The sequence below is a fragment of the Vibrio sp. K4 genome, from assembly GCF_051122595.1.
Classification (GTDB): domain Bacteria; phylum Pseudomonadota; class Gammaproteobacteria; order Enterobacterales; family Vibrionaceae; genus Vibrio; species Vibrio owensii.
The window spans coordinates 1,507,724-1,523,723 of the sequence record NZ_CP178578.1; the positions used below are offsets into that span (position 1 = coordinate 1,507,724).

Annotated in this window: 13 protein-coding genes; 10 read left to right on the top strand and 3 right to left on the bottom strand. The window is 44.5% G+C overall.

Annotated features, from left to right (window positions below; genetic code table 11):
* The first annotated feature begins 22 nt into the window (after nucleotides 1-22).
* The 5 genes from tssB to tssG all read left to right on the top strand — a co-directional run bounded on the left by tssB (nucleotide 23) and on the right by tssG (nucleotide 5,239).
* The gene (gene tssB, locus ACLIIY_RS24210) at nucleotides 23-529 is read left to right on the top strand and encodes a type VI secretion system contractile sheath small subunit (RefSeq protein WP_005437995.1); all 507 of its coding nucleotides are present in this window, start codon (nucleotides 23-25) and stop codon (nucleotides 527-529) included.
* Between the two features lie 8 nt (nucleotides 530-537).
* Nucleotides 538-2,013: a type VI secretion system contractile sheath large subunit gene (tssC, locus tag ACLIIY_RS24215; RefSeq protein WP_005437988.1), complete on the top strand. Its 1,476-nt coding sequence runs from the start codon at nucleotides 538-540 to the stop codon at nucleotides 2,011-2,013.
* A 61-nt stretch (nucleotides 2,014-2,074) separates the two neighbouring features.
* Entirely contained in the window at nucleotides 2,075-2,485 is a 411-nt protein-coding gene (gene tssE / locus ACLIIY_RS24220) for a type VI secretion system baseplate subunit TssE (RefSeq protein WP_020195813.1), read from the top strand.
* A gap of 10 nt (nucleotides 2,486-2,495) precedes the next feature.
* On the top strand, nucleotides 2,496-4,244 hold the full coding sequence (tssF, locus tag ACLIIY_RS24225) for a type VI secretion system baseplate subunit TssF (RefSeq protein ID WP_434528664.1): 1,749 nt from the start codon (nucleotides 2,496-2,498) through the stop codon (nucleotides 4,242-4,244).
* A complete protein-coding gene (gene tssG, locus ACLIIY_RS24230) occupies nucleotides 4,241-5,239 on the top strand; it encodes a type VI secretion system baseplate subunit TssG (protein WP_009705244.1) in 999 nt (332 codons plus the stop codon). Before tssF ends, tssG begins: the two co-directional genes overlap by 4 nt.
* Before the next feature lie 136 nt (nucleotides 5,240-5,375).
* Here tssG and ACLIIY_RS24235 read toward each other — a convergent pair whose 3' ends face one another.
* From ACLIIY_RS24235 to ACLIIY_RS24245, 3 genes are read right to left on the bottom strand one after another with little or no spacing between them, the layout of a single operon-like run.
* Nucleotides 5,376-5,828, bottom strand: coding sequence for an Lrp/AsnC family transcriptional regulator (locus ACLIIY_RS24235; protein WP_009705245.1), 453 nt, complete (start codon nucleotides 5,826-5,828; stop codon nucleotides 5,376-5,378).
* A gap of 32 nt (nucleotides 5,829-5,860) precedes the next feature.
* Nucleotides 5,861-9,250 carry a type VI secretion system membrane subunit TssM gene (tssM, locus tag ACLIIY_RS24240; protein ID WP_434528665.1) on the bottom strand — a complete coding sequence of 1,130 codons (3,390 nt, stop codon included), beginning with the start codon at nucleotides 9,248-9,250 and terminating at the stop codon, nucleotides 5,861-5,863.
* A 28-nt stretch (nucleotides 9,251-9,278) separates the two neighbouring features.
* Nucleotides 9,279-10,583 carry a type VI secretion system ImpA family N-terminal domain-containing protein gene (locus ACLIIY_RS24245; protein ID WP_434528666.1) on the bottom strand — a complete coding sequence of 435 codons (1,305 nt, stop codon included), beginning with the start codon at nucleotides 10,581-10,583 and terminating at the stop codon, nucleotides 9,279-9,281.
* A gap of 619 nt (nucleotides 10,584-11,202) precedes the next feature.
* Here ACLIIY_RS24245 and ACLIIY_RS24250 point away from each other — a divergent pair.
* Genes ACLIIY_RS24250 through icmH form a run of 5 tightly spaced genes read left to right on the top strand, consistent with a single transcriptional unit; the run spans nucleotide 11,203 to nucleotide 15,962 of the window.
* A complete protein-coding gene (locus ACLIIY_RS24250; protein WP_009705248.1) occupies nucleotides 11,203-11,802 on the top strand; it encodes a hypothetical protein in 600 nt (199 codons plus the stop codon).
* Nucleotides 11,803-11,811: 9 nt separating this feature from the next.
* Nucleotides 11,812-13,344 (top strand): type VI secretion system-associated FHA domain protein, encoded by a 1,533-nt coding sequence (locus ACLIIY_RS24255; RefSeq protein WP_434528667.1) that lies wholly within the window; start codon nucleotides 11,812-11,814, stop codon nucleotides 13,342-13,344.
* The gene (gene tssJ / locus ACLIIY_RS24260) at nucleotides 13,337-13,837 is read left to right on the top strand and encodes a type VI secretion system lipoprotein TssJ (protein WP_020195819.1); all 501 of its coding nucleotides are present in this window, start codon (nucleotides 13,337-13,339) and stop codon (nucleotides 13,835-13,837) included. Before ACLIIY_RS24255 ends, tssJ begins: the two co-directional genes overlap by 8 nt.
* Before the next feature lie 11 nt (nucleotides 13,838-13,848).
* Nucleotides 13,849-15,174, top strand: coding sequence for a type VI secretion system baseplate subunit TssK (gene tssK / locus ACLIIY_RS24265; RefSeq protein ID WP_171371461.1), 1,326 nt, complete (start codon nucleotides 13,849-13,851; stop codon nucleotides 15,172-15,174).
* Nucleotides 15,171-15,962, top strand: coding sequence for a type IVB secretion system protein IcmH/DotU (gene icmH / locus ACLIIY_RS24270; RefSeq protein WP_005449458.1), 792 nt, complete (start codon nucleotides 15,171-15,173; stop codon nucleotides 15,960-15,962). Before tssK ends, icmH begins: the two co-directional genes overlap by 4 nt.
* Nucleotides 15,963-16,000: the final 38 nt, after the last annotated feature.

The window sequence follows — 16,000 nt, forward strand, 5'->3', positions numbered from 1 at the left end:
AGAGTTAAATAAGGAACTAATTATGTCACGTGACGGCTCGGTGGCTCCTAAAGAGCGAATTAATATCCGTTATGTTCCAGCAACTGGTGATACGCAAGACGACGTAGAGCTGCCGCTGAGCATGATGGTAGTTGGCGACTTTACTGCACGTGCAGATGAGACGCCAATCGAAGAACGTACTCCAATCAATATCGATAAAGACAACTTTAACGAAGTGCTAGAAGGCATGTCTCCAAACGTTAAAGTGAATGTTGAAAACCGTCTTTCTGAAGAAGAAGGTGGTCAAATCGGCGTTGATCTAACGTTCCAAAACATGAAGGACTTCTCTCCTGAAGCAATCGCGAAAAGCGTACCTGAGCTAAACAGCTTGCTTGAACTTCGCGAAGCCTTGGTTGCACTGAAAGGTCCTCTAGGAAACGTTCCTGCGTTCCGTAAGAAGATCGCATCGGTTCTTCAAGACGAAGAAGCGAGAAAGAAACTGTTGGATGAACTAAGCATTGGCGCCGACCAAGAAGCGAAAGAAGAGTAAGGGATATCATGTCTGCAGAAGCACAAGCGCCAGAACAAGAAGCAGCCTTAGTTGAATCAGGCTCACTTCTGGATAGCATTCTTAATGAAACTCGTTTAAAGCCAAGTGATGAAGGTTTTGACGTTGCAAAACGCGGCGTAGAAGCATTCATCAGTGAGCTACTAAGCAGCTCGAACACAGAGAAAGTAGACCAATCTTTGGTTGATCTGATGATCTCTGAAATCGACCAAAAACTGTCGAACCAGGTTGATGCGATTCTTCACAGCGAAGAAGTTCAAGCGGTTGAATCAACGTGGCGTGGTCTTAAGTACCTTGTTGACCACACTGACTTCCGTGAGAACATTCAAATTGAATTGATCTCAGCGAAGAAAGATGAAGTTCTTGATGACTTCGAAGACGCACCAGAAGTGGTGAAGTCTGGTCTTTACAAGCAGATCTACACACGTGAATACGGCCAATTCGGTGGTAAACCTGTTGGTGCAGTAATCTGTGATTTTGACATGTCAGCATCAACGCCTGATATCAAATTGATGGAATACATGGCGAACGTGGGCGCAATGTCTCACGCGCCGTTCATCACGTCTGCATCGGCTAAATTCTTTGGCCTAGATAGCTACGAAGAGCTACCAAACCTAAAAGACCTTAAGTCTGTATTCGAAGGTCCACAGTACGCGAAATGGCGTGGTCTGCGTGAGCACGAAGATGCGCGTTACTTAGGTCTATGTACGTCTCGCTTCATGCTGCGTACACCTTACTCTGTAGAAGATAACCCAATTAAGGCGTTTGACTACGATGAGAAAGTAACAGACAGCCACGACAACTACCTATGGGGCAACTCAGCGTACGCGATGGCGTCTAAGATCAGTGAGTCATTCGCTAAATACCGTTGGTGTCCGAATATCATTGGTCCTCAAAGTGGTGGTGCGGTTCAAGACCTACCGGTTTACAACTTTGAAGCAATGGGTCAAATCGAAACTAAGATCCCAACTGAGATCCTTGTTTCTGACCGTCGTGAGTACGAACTAGCAGAAGAGGGCTTCATTGCTCTAACTATGCGTAAAGGTTCTGACAACGCGGCGTTCTTCTCTGCAAACTCTGTTCAAAAACCAAAAGTGTTTGCGAACACGCCTGAAGGCAAACAAGCAGAGATGAACTACAAGCTAGGTACTCAGCTTCCTTACATGTTCATCATCAACCGTCTGGCACACTACATCAAAGTGCTACAGCGTGAGCAAATCGGTTCTTGGAAAGAGCGTTCTGACCTAGAAATCGAACTGAACAAGTGGATCCGTCAATACGTATCTGACCAGGAGAACCCGCCAGCGGAAGTTCGTGGTCGCCGTCCACTTCGCGCTGCGAAGGTAGAGGTATCAGACGTAGAAGGCGATCCAGGTTGGTACAAAGTATCGATGTCTGTACGTCCTCACTTCAAGTACATGGGCGCAAGCTTCGACTTGTCTCTAGTTGGTAAACTAGACCAATAGCCCATTACTGAAACCATCAAGCAGCCAGTGAAGACTGGCTGCTTTTTTCGTAGGACCGAACATGGAAAAAGGTTACCGTCTTCTAGAACGGATTGAATTGGGTGAGCCAAAAAACTGCTACGAGAAAGTGGTGTCTCACAAACACTTAATTGAGTCTATTCATTCGCACCTTGCCGACTTATTGAACACACATTCTGGCAACGCCATGATTGATGATGAGTACGGCCTGCCTGATTTCAACGATGTGCTATCCAATAACACAAACCTCGTTCGCCACATTCAAAAAAACATCACATCAACCATAGAACGCTTTGAACCGCGACTGCTTAATGTCGAGGTTCATTACCGTGAAGACCACCATAACCCATTACAACTCGGCTTTGGTATTCGCGGCGAAGTTTCCCATAACGGCGGTAAAGTCCCAATGTCGATCGATGTCTACATGGGAACCGACGGCCAATTTAACGTTTAGTAGGTGCCACTTGAGTAACAGTAAATACTTTCAAGATGAACTCACGTATTTGCGCGAGTCGGGTAGTGAGTTTGCCAAATATCACCCGAAGTTAACTCACTTTCTCTCTGAAGGAACCTTCGATCCAGACGTCGAGCGACTGCTTGAAGGTTTTGCTTTTCTGACCGGACGTATCCGTGAAAAGATTGACGATGAATTGCCAGAGCTGACGCAATCTCTGATGACTTTGCTGTGGCCGCATTACATGCGTTCAATTCCGTCTTTGTGCATCAGTGAGCTGAAACCACATACGGGAAGTGTTACTGAGAAAACCGTGGTGAAACGTGGCGCGGAGATGGCCAGTGAACAAGTTGAAGGCACACAGTGTTTGTTCCGCACTTGCTACGATGTGAATCTGTACCCAATCACGATCACTAATATCGAACAAACCAACAGCCGCACCAGTTCAGCGATTGATGTGACGTTATCAACGGAACATGGTCTTGAGCTATCTCGTATCGGCTTAGATACGCTGCGCTTACACTTGCATGGCGAGATTCATATTACTCGCACCGTCTTCTTATGGTTGTTCCGCTACCTAGATTACGTCGAGTTGGACGTAGGTGGTGGCTACAAACACCGCCTAGGGCCAGAATACGTTAAACCAGTAGGGCATGAAGAAGACGAAGCGTTGCTGCCTTACAGCAAAAACTCCTTCGCAGGTTACCGCTTGCTACAAGAATTCTTCTCTTTGCCAGATAAGTTCATGTTCTTCGACATCAAAGGTCTAGACTGGTTAAAAGGAATTCCGCAACGCAGCACGGTCAAAATCAAATTCCACTTTAAGCGTGCTTTACCTTCTGAAGTGGTTTTGAAAGATAAGCACTTAAGATTGCACTGCACGCCAGCCGTTAACTTGTTCGAGAAAGACGGTGATCCAATTCGCCTAGAGCATCGCCGTAATGAATACAAAGTACGCCCTCAAAGCAATACTCAAGAACACTATGAAGTGTATGGGATTGAGCAAGTGGAGAGTTGGAGCAAGGATGAACGTCGTCGTAAACCGTTAATCGAATTTGAGTCGTTTGAACACCAAATCAACCAGCGTGATAAACGAGAGTTCTACAAATCCAAAGTAGGTGAGCGAGTAAGCGGAAGAGGGTTAGAGCGCTATATCTCATTCCATACTCACAATGGCGACATTGCGGATCTTGGGACTGAAACGGTATTGATGAAACTGCAATGCAGCAACGCGGATTTGGCAGAACGTCTTTCGGTGGGTGACATCACTTACGCAACCCACAAGTCGCCAACGTATGCGATGTTTAAAAACATCACTAAGCCAACACAATCGGTAAGCCCACAAGTGAACGGTGAGCTTCAATGGCAGTTGATTGCCAACATGTCGCTCAACTATTTGTCTTTAGCGAATATCGATGTGTTGAAAGTGTTGCTCTCGACTTACGACTTCCATTCTCGTGTCGATAGACAAGCCCACCGCGCGTCGATTCATCGACTTGATGGCATTATTTCGTCAGAGATGAAGCCCATTGACCGCGTCTTTCGTGGCGTTTCTGTACGTGGTAACCAATTCAAGTTGGTGACTAACTCTAAGTTCTTCGTGAATGAAGGCGATATGTTCCTTATGGCAACGGTACTGAACGAATTCATCCGTCTGTATTCGAGTGTGAACTCTTTTACTGAACTGGAAGTGTTTGATGAAGCCACTGGCGAAGTGTACAACTGGGCAAGCCTGATCGGACAGCAGACGATTCTATGATTAATACACTTTCTGATAAGTCGAATGAGTTTAGCTTCTACCAAGCGGTGCTTCTGCTGGAGAAACACTACCAACTAGAGCCAAATTCCAATTTTGTCGCGGTCGGTGAGAATAAATACTTCCATCAGGAACGCATTGAGTTCAGTGTGTCGCCAAATCTGTGCTTTCCGAAGAGTGATATGGACTTTATCACTCATATGGAGAGAAATGGGCAGCAATATTCTCGTGTTGAGACTAACTTCCTGGGCTTACATGGCTCAAGTTCACCACTGCCAGCCTCTTATACTGAGAAGCTTGCAGGTCGCGACCCTGATGATAACCCAGTAAAAGACTTCTTCGACTTTTTCCATAACCGCTATACCAGTTTGTTGTATCGAGTATGGAAGAAGTATCGCTATCACGTGCAATACCAAAGTGGCGCGAGCGACGCGTTCTCGGGAAGAATACTGCATTTGGCTGGTCTGTCTGGCGTGATGCAAGATTGTGATGTCGCGGAGTTGGATCGAGCGAAGATTCTGTCTTATGTTAACCAGCTATCGACGCGTACACGTTCGCCTAAGCTGATATCCGGTATTGTTTCGCATTACTTTTCACTGCCGAATGTTCGAATCGAAGAGTGGGTTTATAGACGCGTAGAAATCGCTGAAAGTCAGCGTAACAAACTCAATCGCGCTAACTGTGTGTTGGGGCAAAGTCTGCACTTGGGCCAAAGCATTGCGGATTTGAACGGCAAGTTTAACTTGTGTATCGACAACATTGATTTTGAAACGTTTAAACAGTTCTCCTACGATGGTGAATTGCACAAGACGCTAGTGGGGTTGATGCGTTTTATTCTGCGTGACCCGATGTCTTGGGACCTAAAGCTGACGGTTAACCTTGATTCTATTCCAGATAACCAACTGGGTAATGGGGAAGGGAACCATTTAGGTCAAACGTTTTGGCTAGGTAGCCCTAGCGAAGCAGACGCTAAAATACGTGTGATTGGTAGTATCTAATGCTTTGCGATGATTCCGAAATGGATGAATAAGAAACGGATGTATAAGAAACGTTAGGTACAAAGAACACAAAAAAAGCCGCGATGTATTCGCGGCTTTTTAGTCTGAAAAGAACGTTCGGCGGGAACCAAATAACTTATCGACTGATTGGTTGGTGGAGTACAACCGTCGTATCGAGTTTTTGAATTCCGCTGAAAGATTCAATTTCATTACATAGGTGGTGAATAGACTGAAGGTCAGGAGCTTCGATAAGAGCAATAATGTCGAAGCTACCTCCCACAACGCTCGTCAGTCGTACCTCTGGAATCTCTTTAAGGGCACTCGTTACTTCGTTTTTCTTGCCCTTTTCACAAGAGATCAGCAGATAGCTGGCTGCTTTGCGACCCTCATTTTCAACTCGGATCTGGGCAGTGTAGCCCTTGATGATCCCAGTCTTTTCCAACCTATTGATTCTTTCTGCGACAGCAGTACGAGACAAACCGATGTTTCTAGATAGATTCGCAATTGACTCTCGTCCGTTTGATAACAGACTGGAAAGGATTTTGCGGTCTAACTTGTCTAAGCCTTGTAAAGTCATGTTTGAAATCATGTGTTCTGCCTATTCTGGTTTTTATATAGTTATTAAATCGACTCTGGGAGTGTAAAGTTATACAGCTCGGCTAGAGTGAATGGGTTTTTCTGTGTCAAAGGAGTGATACGAAGGCTCAAGTCTCTCCCAGACACTTTTATGTCACTGACGAAGCTACCGTTATGAGTGTTTGTCAGGGTCGAATCACCTAGCAATCTGTATATCGCCCACTGACCACTCTTATTAAGAACGTGCTGCTTGCCCTCGTCTGTCACATCTTGGATCGTGATACTAATGTTGAAGTCACCGTTCTGCGGCGGCCACTCCATCTCACGAATTCGGCTCGGACCGTGATAGTAGTTGATATCAGTATCTGAAATTTTCAGACTGGCTCTGATAGCACTGGAATCAAGGTCTAATACTTTCGCACTGAACGGGATGTAAACTCGATTTGTGCTCTTATTGATCAACGTATCGCGGATAACGTTGTAATTGCGCAATTGCACCAATAGAGCAGGTGAAAGTGGCATTGTTTCGCCATCCACCTGTTTTGGTGTCCACAAGTTTGTATCGTAGAACGGTGCGAAGTTCTTCTGAATAAACGTGTCTAACAAACCACCTGATGCAAACAACAATTCGAAGTCTTCAATCGAGATTTCTTCTGTCGCGTTTAGATCAAATGGGTATTTACCAAGTCCTAGCTCTTTAAACTTGGTGTAAATCTCGCTGTACCATTGGGTTTGAATGCCTTTTGCTGATTCCGCAATCATTACTGACCAGCTTTGCTGAACCACATCAAGCAACCAGCTGCGTACCGGCTCTGGTGACTTTTGAGCAATCTGCTTAAGTTTGATAAGCGGATCCGCTTCTGTGCTGTTCATGCGGTGTTGAGCAGCAGCCAACGCGGCCATTTGTGGATCGGGCGCATCCGCGATGTCTTTCATGTAAGTACGAACACGGCTCAAGGCTGTAATGGTTTCATCCCATGGAGTAGGGGAGTTCGGTGTTTCACTAACTTGAAGTTGGTTCAACAAGTGGAACGCTTGTTCAACGCGCTTCATCAGTAAGTAATCTGGCTGTACGGCTTCTTCTACTGCTTCTGATGCCGAGTCTGCCGCTTCCGCGAGTTTCGGGTTCACTTTAGCGATTAACGCGTTCTTCTCGCCAACAGGAGAGAACTGAGTGTTCGCGTAAACTTGCTTCAGCACGGTCGTCATTGGCGAAGATGGACCTGAAATAAGGTCGATAGCGTTCGTCAAGTCACCCACATTACTGTAGTTCTGAACTTTTAGCTCACTCAGTGCGTTGCGCCAGTAGTTGATGTAGTCATCGGTGTACTTCTTACGAACCTGAGTCTTAAACGCTTCCTGCTCTTGCTTGGTTGGAATCACGTGGTTTGATAAACCTAAAACCCAGTTATCGCTGATCACTTGCTGTGACATCAAATCAACACGAGGGCGATAGAAGGTACTAAAACCTGTTGAGGTGTAAACTTTATCAATCACAAGTCGATTGTCGTCTAGCGGTTCGTTAAACACGTTGTTGAACTCAAAACCAACGGCACGTTGAAGGTCGAGCGTACCAAGGTCAATGGCATCTGCCTGGTTCAAAATACCTGCGTAAACGAGATCTACGTTGGAGTTAGCTAGTAATGAGCGACGAGTCGCGCGCACAATATCCATGTTGATATCAACCGGTGCAAATTGAGTACGGAAATAGGCATCTAAGTAACGCATTGCTTGGCTAACAACATCTGGCTTATCGCTCAAATCGTTGAGAGTCTGAAGTGTTTGGCGACGTAGGAACTGAATGTCACGTTTTGATGGGTCATTCAGCATCAAGTAGCCTTTTAGCAATGGCAACGTCGCGGCAATATCATGTTGATTGTGAGTCAACTCGAGACGGTAACCTCTCTCGACGACGGGCATGAGCTGTTGTGCGACTTCTTTAAGCAAAGCTTCGTAAGCCAGTCTCGTGCTTTGGTCTAGGCGACTGATGTTCAGTGGCAAGACTTCTTCGTCTAGGGCACGAGAGCCTTCTAGCCATGCGCTGTATGACGGTTGAATTGCGCGTGTTGCGTTAACCAATAGCTGGTTAAAGCTTGCTTCTTGCTCTACCTGACCTTTGTCATCAATGCCAAGCAATTGGTTAATCACACGCAAGTTGCTGTCTAGTGTCGTAACGAAGAAATAGGTACCGCCTGCCAATAAGATAACGGACGCCAACATAGCCAAATGGCTTTGACGTTGGATCAAACGCAGGTACGTTTTGTTCTCACCGGCAAAATCGCTCTCTGGCAAAATCTGAGAATCAATCAGGAAACGAGAGAAGTAGGGCGTTTCTGTCAGTTGTGTATGCTCTGACGCAATGATCGGCAAATTAAAGTAATTGCTGCAGCTTTTTGCTAACAGGTTGTACTTACGACCACCTTGCAAGCTAGAGCAGAAGAAGATCTCTCGGATATCAAGAGAATAAACGCCGCTGTTCGCGTCACAAAGGCGTTCAAGTACATAACTGATTTCCGCTTGGCAAAGCTCAAATTGTTTAGGGAAAGCAAGGATTGCTTGTTTCTCGTCGATATCGGTTGAGTTTGCTGATGCGTCTAAAGCGTTGCTTTCAAGTACTTTGACTAGATTGCGGTAACCATCGCGGTAATACTCTGTGATGACACCTTTCGCTTCTTTCAAAGGGATAGACAAGAACTCTACACGCGTTTTAAGCGAGCTAAAATGCACGTATTCCTTAAAGCCATCCAACTTGTCGAGTTTCGACATCATCAGGTAAACAGGCAATGCTGAAGAGGTTTTTTCACTGATGGAGCTCAAACGCTGTAATAAGGCCGTGATGGTGTAATCTTTTTGCTCAGGCTCAGAAACAATCATGAACTCAAAGTCGGTAAAGAACAGGCAACCTGAAAATGGCTTTCTCGGACGGTGACGAATCACTTCATCGACAAAGGTATTCCACAATGACGCATCGCTGCTTGACACCTCTTGGAACACGAGACGTTGATCTGGCTTGACGTAAACCGCGCTATCCGATTCATACCATTCAAAGAAATCGTTTTTTGCAGTGCGAGAACGATCCATTGGTTTAATTGCGCTTGAATTAAACAAGAATTGACGTCGCCCAGACGCTTTATTACCAATCATAAGATAGATTGGCTTCTTGCCTGAATTAGACAGAAGAGGGCGAATAACCATCGAAAGGGCTTCTTCTTCTGTTTCTAGACGCTGAGCTTTTGAGTTGTTCTTTTTCTTAAGCCATAGTGAAAACTGGAATATAAGATAAAAGGTGGCAATGACTCCGAGACCAACCCATAGATAAAGCTTATCTGCATCTTCGAGTAAGAATAAATATACTGCTGCAAATATCGCGGCTAAAACCAGAGCCACTATGGTAGAAACCACGATCGGGTTTCTCAGTATTTTTTGTTTGAACATAAGCCTATAACTTCTTTTACTTGTATTGTTATTTATTGTCGTTTGACGCAGTTTTTAGCTGATTAATTTTATATAGGTAGGTGTTCAGTAAAAGGAGGGAGCGCTCAATTTCCTTTTGCTGCGTGTTCTTTTCTGCGTACTCAATTCGACCTAGAAGTGGAAATAGTGAATTACTGTATTCATACGCTTTCTTCGAGTCTTTATCTGAATTCTGTTTAGCGACATTGGCAAATACCGTCCTAGCATAGGCAAACCGTTTGTATATGACATCGAATTCATTTTCGAAACGAGAACGTTGGTCTAAAAAATTCTCTCGAAGTTGCTGAGCAGATGACGAGTCTGGGTAGATTTCTGTCAGCTCATTAGTCAGTTCATCAATGGTGTTTACTTTACTGACCTTCACTGGATCGAGTGTCCAGTCGGTCATCAATGTATCAAGGCGTTCTACAGTCGCTGAGCGTAAAGAAAGTCGGTGATCTTTGTTTTCAACGCTAAACGAGCCGACGATCTCAGTCAGTTCTCTCAGTGAAGCGTGTTCGATATCATCTTTCAGTGTTTCGTATTGATGCTGCTTGTAAATAAAATGAGAAGCCAATGCTGCTGTTAACAAACCAACCACAGAGAAGAGTACCCATCGGCTCGATTTCTGTGACTCGGGCTGCGGCGTTGCTGGTGGTTGTTTGGCGTCGACTTTCGGTGGAGGGGCGATTTCAACTTTAATCCCTGTTGATGGCGCTTGAACTTCTGGTTTTGGTTGCTTCGCCTCTAACGCCATGACTTCTTTGGCTTTTGCCTCCTTAATCTCTTCAATCCACTGATTCAAGATACGACGGATACGACCAAAAGATGGGGCTTTAATGCCGTAGTGAAGGCGCAACTCTTCCTCGATGCGTAAGCACAGTTGATGTGCTGCTTCGATAAGAGGAAGCTCCTCTGGCAATGCACGTTGCTTTTTAATCCGTTTCTCAGTGTATTCAACCATCCATTCGATAGCGCTGATACGGGCATTCGCTTTTGCATGCTCTGGGTAAGCGGTGTACCAGTACACCACGCATAAATCGAGCAACGAGTTCAAACCTTCAACTAGGCCTTTTAAACCGTCATTATAGGTCGCTGCAACCGTAAAATAGCAGCTGCAACGAAAGTCTTTGCCTTGAGTGCTTAGAATCTTTTTGGACAGCGTTTGAACTGTCTTCCAAGAAACTCTGCCTGTTACTTTGTTAAGGTTATTTATTTGACGTTTTATTTCGTCAAAATCGTCTAAGCCATTAGGGTTTGAGCCGCTTGGATTACTTTCATCGATCGGCCTTCTAGTGAAGTCGCTGAAAAACATATTTTCCAATTCCAACTGATTATATGGAAAGTAGCAGTTGGCAAATGATTATAAATGCACTGCTATCATCTTTTTTTTGAGGGATTTTATAGGCAAAAGAAAGAAATTGAATAATAAATAATATCTAAATCAATATAATTTAACTTAGTGTGACATTCGTTCACAAAAATTGTTGATTATGTTGATTTGTTTGGCATTAGTTTAGGTGATGTGTATTCCAGGAATTGAGACAAAAAGTAAGATTAATAGATTTTTAATATTAAGCGTGGTTATGACAAAAGTTCAAAACTTGAAGTAATGTCAGATTATTAAAATTAAGACAACCTTGATTAGAGGATACTTTAATAGTGAAAACTTATCAAAGTCTTTAACATTTGTTTGTTTAAGTGATGGTTGTGTTTCTAATTAAGAACTGGCTAATTTAGTTACTTAAGCTAGATTCATTATATTTACACAATAACCCTCACCGTTTTTATGAATATATCGCTAGTGATATTGCGTTTATTTATAGGTGATTTGCCTTATTTAATGGGGCTATTTTTTACCATATTGAAAAAGCAAAGAGACTTGATATCTTTCGCCCCTGAATATAATTACAAGGCTTTCAAAGAGGGACGAAATGCTAAAACCAAGTCAAGTTGGGCTAATCTCAGCCATGTGTCTATTTTCTACTTTTGCTTTAGCGAAGGGGGAGCGATATGGCGGCTCAGTCAACATGCTGACAATCGAAAGTATTGACTATGATGAAGGTTCTAGCGGTGATGTAGACACGTTGCGATACGGTCTAGTTCATACACGTCCTATCGATGAAAACAACAATCGTTGGCGTTGGTGGTTGGGTCTTAATTACCTTGCTGAAGATGTCGACGCACCTTCAAACGGTGTTTATCAAGAAGTCACAAACTACGAGCTTCGTGTTGTTCCACAATATGCCTTGAGCTCTTGGAGCATCTTTACCCCTTACGTCGGTGCTGGACTTTCGTTCGGCTATTCACAGTATTCAAACCGTTGGAAAGTAGACCAAGACGGTTACCGTTACGAAAGCATTGAAGACATTGACCAGTTTGAACTTGGTGCGGTTGTTACTCTTGGTACCGCAATAAAACTTGGTAGCAACCCAGATGCCCATATCCAGATCATTCCTCAAGCTTCCTACATTCTTCCAGTAGTCAATGATGGAATTGGTGGAGTAGAGCTGTCCGTTTCCCTACTATTTTAAGGTTTAGCAATGCAAACACATCAGCTAGTCCTATTCATTTCAAAGTGCCCGGAGGAATACACGGGCGCTAAGCATATTGAAATGCCCGAAGGTGGTGGCTCAGTAGGGCGTGCGCCAAGTTGTACACTGCCTTTAACTGACCATAATCGTTTTATCTCTGGAACCCACTGCCTTATTAGTGTTTATGGTGACACATATTACATCAGTGATGTGTCAACCAATGGCACTATGGTAAACGGCAATAAGATCCTTAAAAACCAACCAGTTTCGATTGTTGATGGTGACGTAGTGTCCCTTGGCCAGTACGAAATTGGTGTTTCTTTAGAGCACGTTTCTGCGGCTCAAGATATTGCTGCCGATATTGCTCCAGAACGTGTCTCAAATGATCCGCTAGTTAATTTGGGTGAGGCTGTCGTTGAGGAAGACGAAAAAGTCGGCGCGTTAGAAGACCTGTTCATGGAAACGAAACAGGACGATGTGGACAGCGATGATCCTATTGCACATCTTAAGTTTTCGATGCAGCGTGAAGATGACCATCTTATCCGTGATGTCGAAAAGCCTGAGGCCGTGCAAACTAAGCCAATCGAAAACACAAGACAAGTTGTGGATGATAGCTTCAGCATCCACTCTGAATTCGATATTCCGAACCTAATTCCAGAAGATTGGTTGGCTGGAACCGCCACGAGTAATGCATCTGTTGAACCAGAAACACAGCCTCGTCGAGAAAACAGTTTTATCCCTGAAGATTTTGTTAATTCAGATGGTGTAGATAACTCTGAAGCGTTTGTCTCTCAACCTGAGAAAGTACAACCTGAAGTACACCAATCTCGCCCGCAACAATTTGAACAACCAACTCCACCACCAGTCCAACAATCGGTGCAAAGAACAGAACCTGTTGGTCAGAAATGGGAGGAGGTAACACAAGCCTTTATTCCTTCGACGCAATCTGCTCAGCAAGAATCAAAAGTTACGGAAACCAAAGTGGGTTTCGTCAGCAATGAATCTATCGCTACTGAGGAAGGCACACTTTCTTCCGACATTAGCAAAGCGTTCTACGAAGGTTTAGGGATCAATAATCCAGAATTGATCAGCAATGAAGCACTTCTGTTTAAACAAATGGGAACCTGTCTTCGTTTGTGTATCGACAACTTGCAAAAAGACCTTCATGAAGTGGAGTCACTTAAAGGTGAGCAGGGCTTAAGCGAAGCGGATTCCAACCTAGCTGAATTGATGCTGACTCTAAACAGCCAGAATCTACTGTCTCCTAATGAGTTGGTCGAACAGATGTTAGATGAAATCAACGACCACCAAATTATTTTTAATAAAGCACTCAATGAGTTGCTGATCGAGCAATCTGAAACGAATGACCCTGTCACGTTTGCAAACGACGTCGCAAGTAAATCTATGTTCACTACCAAATCAAAATTGTGGGGTGAATATCTGGAGTTCTATGCTAATAACCGTCGCCAAATGAATGAGACATCGTTGAAAGGTTTGATCAAGAAAAACTACACCAAAGCGATTAAGGGAAGCCATGCGTAGTATTGCGATGTTGCTCGGATGTGCTTTGCTATCCGGCTGTTCCATGTGGGACCAATTTAAAGAATCAACAGGTATTACACCTGAAACGTCCTCAATCGAGTTGGTGATTGAGGCTTCTTCGGTTCTTAACGTTCGTGAAGGCGGGCAATCCTCTCCGGTGATTTTGCGCGTGCATGAACTGACATCACCAGTATTGTTTCGAAGCTTAGATTTCTTTGCCTTGTTTGAGAATGATAAAGCGTCACTGGGCGATGAATACATCAAACGTTACGAATACCAAATGCAGCCGGGTGAAAAAATCCATGAATTCTTGGAGCTTGACCCTGCTACTCGTGCCGTCGGGTTCTCGGTAGCGTTTCGCGATATTGACGGCTCTTCTTGGCGTAAAGTCGAAGTGATTGAAGAGAAGAGTGAGTACTACATCAAACTCAAGTTAGAAGGCAGTGAGTTAATTTCTGACAACACTCGCGGCATTGAACAAGTTTACTTTTAAGGAATAAAAGCATGTCTTTATACAATCCAGTTGTTTGGCAAGATGGAATGTTCATGAAGCCGCAGCACTTTCAGCAACTCGATCGTTCACAAAGTAAACTGTCGAGCATGTTGAGCTCTAATGCATCGCCTCTACATTGGGGAATTAAACGTTTAGAGATTAACTCGCAACTGCTGGCGTTGGGTAAAATTGGTATTACTCGCGCTGAAGGTATTCTTCAAGACCGAACCCCTTTTGATCTGCCACTGCTCGCTGAACTGCCAGAAGTAAAAGACGTAGATCCTTCGATTGCAGATAAAGTGGTTTACCTTTGCTGTCCGTTACCTTCTGAACGTTCAGAGCTATTCGGCACCAAGAAAGACGGCGCACGTTACACGATGGAATCGCAAGAAGCGGTCGACGCTTGCTATGATTCGGAAGACATGGCAAACATCGTAGTCGGTAAGCTTAACTTTTGTTTGATGTACGACCACGAAGACAAGAGTGCTTACACATCGATTCCAATTCTAAAGATCTCAGAAGTGAAGCCAGACGGCAGTGTCATCTTAGATGAGAGCTTTATTCCGACTTGTATTGATATCCATGCTTCAACCGTATTGAACAAGTTCGCAACCGAGTTTGCCTCTATGCTGAAACACCGCGCAGAGTCTATCGTTCAGCGCTTAGGTGTCGTTGACCAACAAGGTGTATCTTCAGTTTCTGATTTCATGCTGCTCCAAGCTTTAAACCGATACGAGCCATTATTCTGGCATTTTGCGAGTGCAGAAGGGGTTCATCCTGAATCGTTTTACCGCATTCTTCTTCAAGCAGAAGGAGAGCTTTCAACTTTGTGTTCGGCATCTCGTCGACCAGTTGAGTTTACCAAGTACAACCACGGCGATTTGACCAGCTGTCTATCGCGAACACTTGATAGTGCGAAGATGACATTAAGTGTGATGTCTGAGCAGCGTGCAATGCCACTCACGCTGAGAGACCAAAACTATGGCATTAGAACGGCAGCGATTCCAGACAGCAAGATCATTGACACCACGACGTTTATCCTCGCGGTTAAAGCCGATGTCACTTTGGATGTTCTTCACACACAGTTTGTTAGCCAAACGAAGATCGGTTCTATCGATAACATTCGTGACTTGATTAACCTTCAACTGCCGGGTATCGAGATCAAACCAATGCCAGTTGTACCTCGAGCATTGCCTTACCATGCGGGTTACACCTATTTCGAACTGGATAAGACAGGCGAAGAGTGGGCGGCACTGAAAAACACTGCTGCGATAGCGGTTCACGTAGCCGGCGACTTTGCTAACTTGTCGTTGCAACTATGGGCTGTTCGTCTATGAGTTATGCAGAAACCGACGTCACCGTAGTCTTATTCCAACCAGAGCCTGGCAAACCGATGGAGGTGATGCCAGCGCCTGACTTATCTCGTAACATCGCGGTACAAGACTTAAACATTGAAAACATGGGCATCAACCCTTTGGTCGATCAGTTCTCTTGGTTGATCGCCAGTTTGTCTTGTATGTCCTCAATTCCTTGGCTCGATGACCCAATGCCGTTTCGTGAACAAGTGGCTCGCGAGATAAGAAAAGGTGAACGTAAGCTCAATGAAATGGAATTGGATCGCGCATCCATTTTGGTCATCCGATACTGTTTGTGTGCTGCGATTGATGAATCGGTTTGCCGACAAGAGTGGGGCGCGAACAGCCATTGGAGCCAGAACAGTTTGTTGTCAGAGTTCCACAACGAAACATCTGGCGGTGATAAGTTCTTCGTTATTCTCGAGCGCTTAAAAGCCGACCCACGCAAGTATCGTCACGTTATCGAGTTTCTGTATTTACTGCTTCAACTTGGCTTTCAGGGCAAATACGGCCGTGAAGAACGCGGTAACGAAAAGCTCGCAGAAATCGGCAATACCATTTATCGCTTAGTACGTGATGAGCGTTTGGCAGAGCAAGAGAAAGTCTCTCTCGTTAACCTTAAGGCTAAATACCTCAAGAAACCGTTAAAAAGGGTGATTTCACCCAAACTGATTTTAGGCATCAGTGCGATAACCTTCGCGATCATGTATGCCGCGACCTACATCGTTATAGATTTAAAGTTCCAGCAATTGCTTGAAGTGTATCGATAAACAGAAGATCTCGAAATGAGATCTTCTGCCAGTTTTAA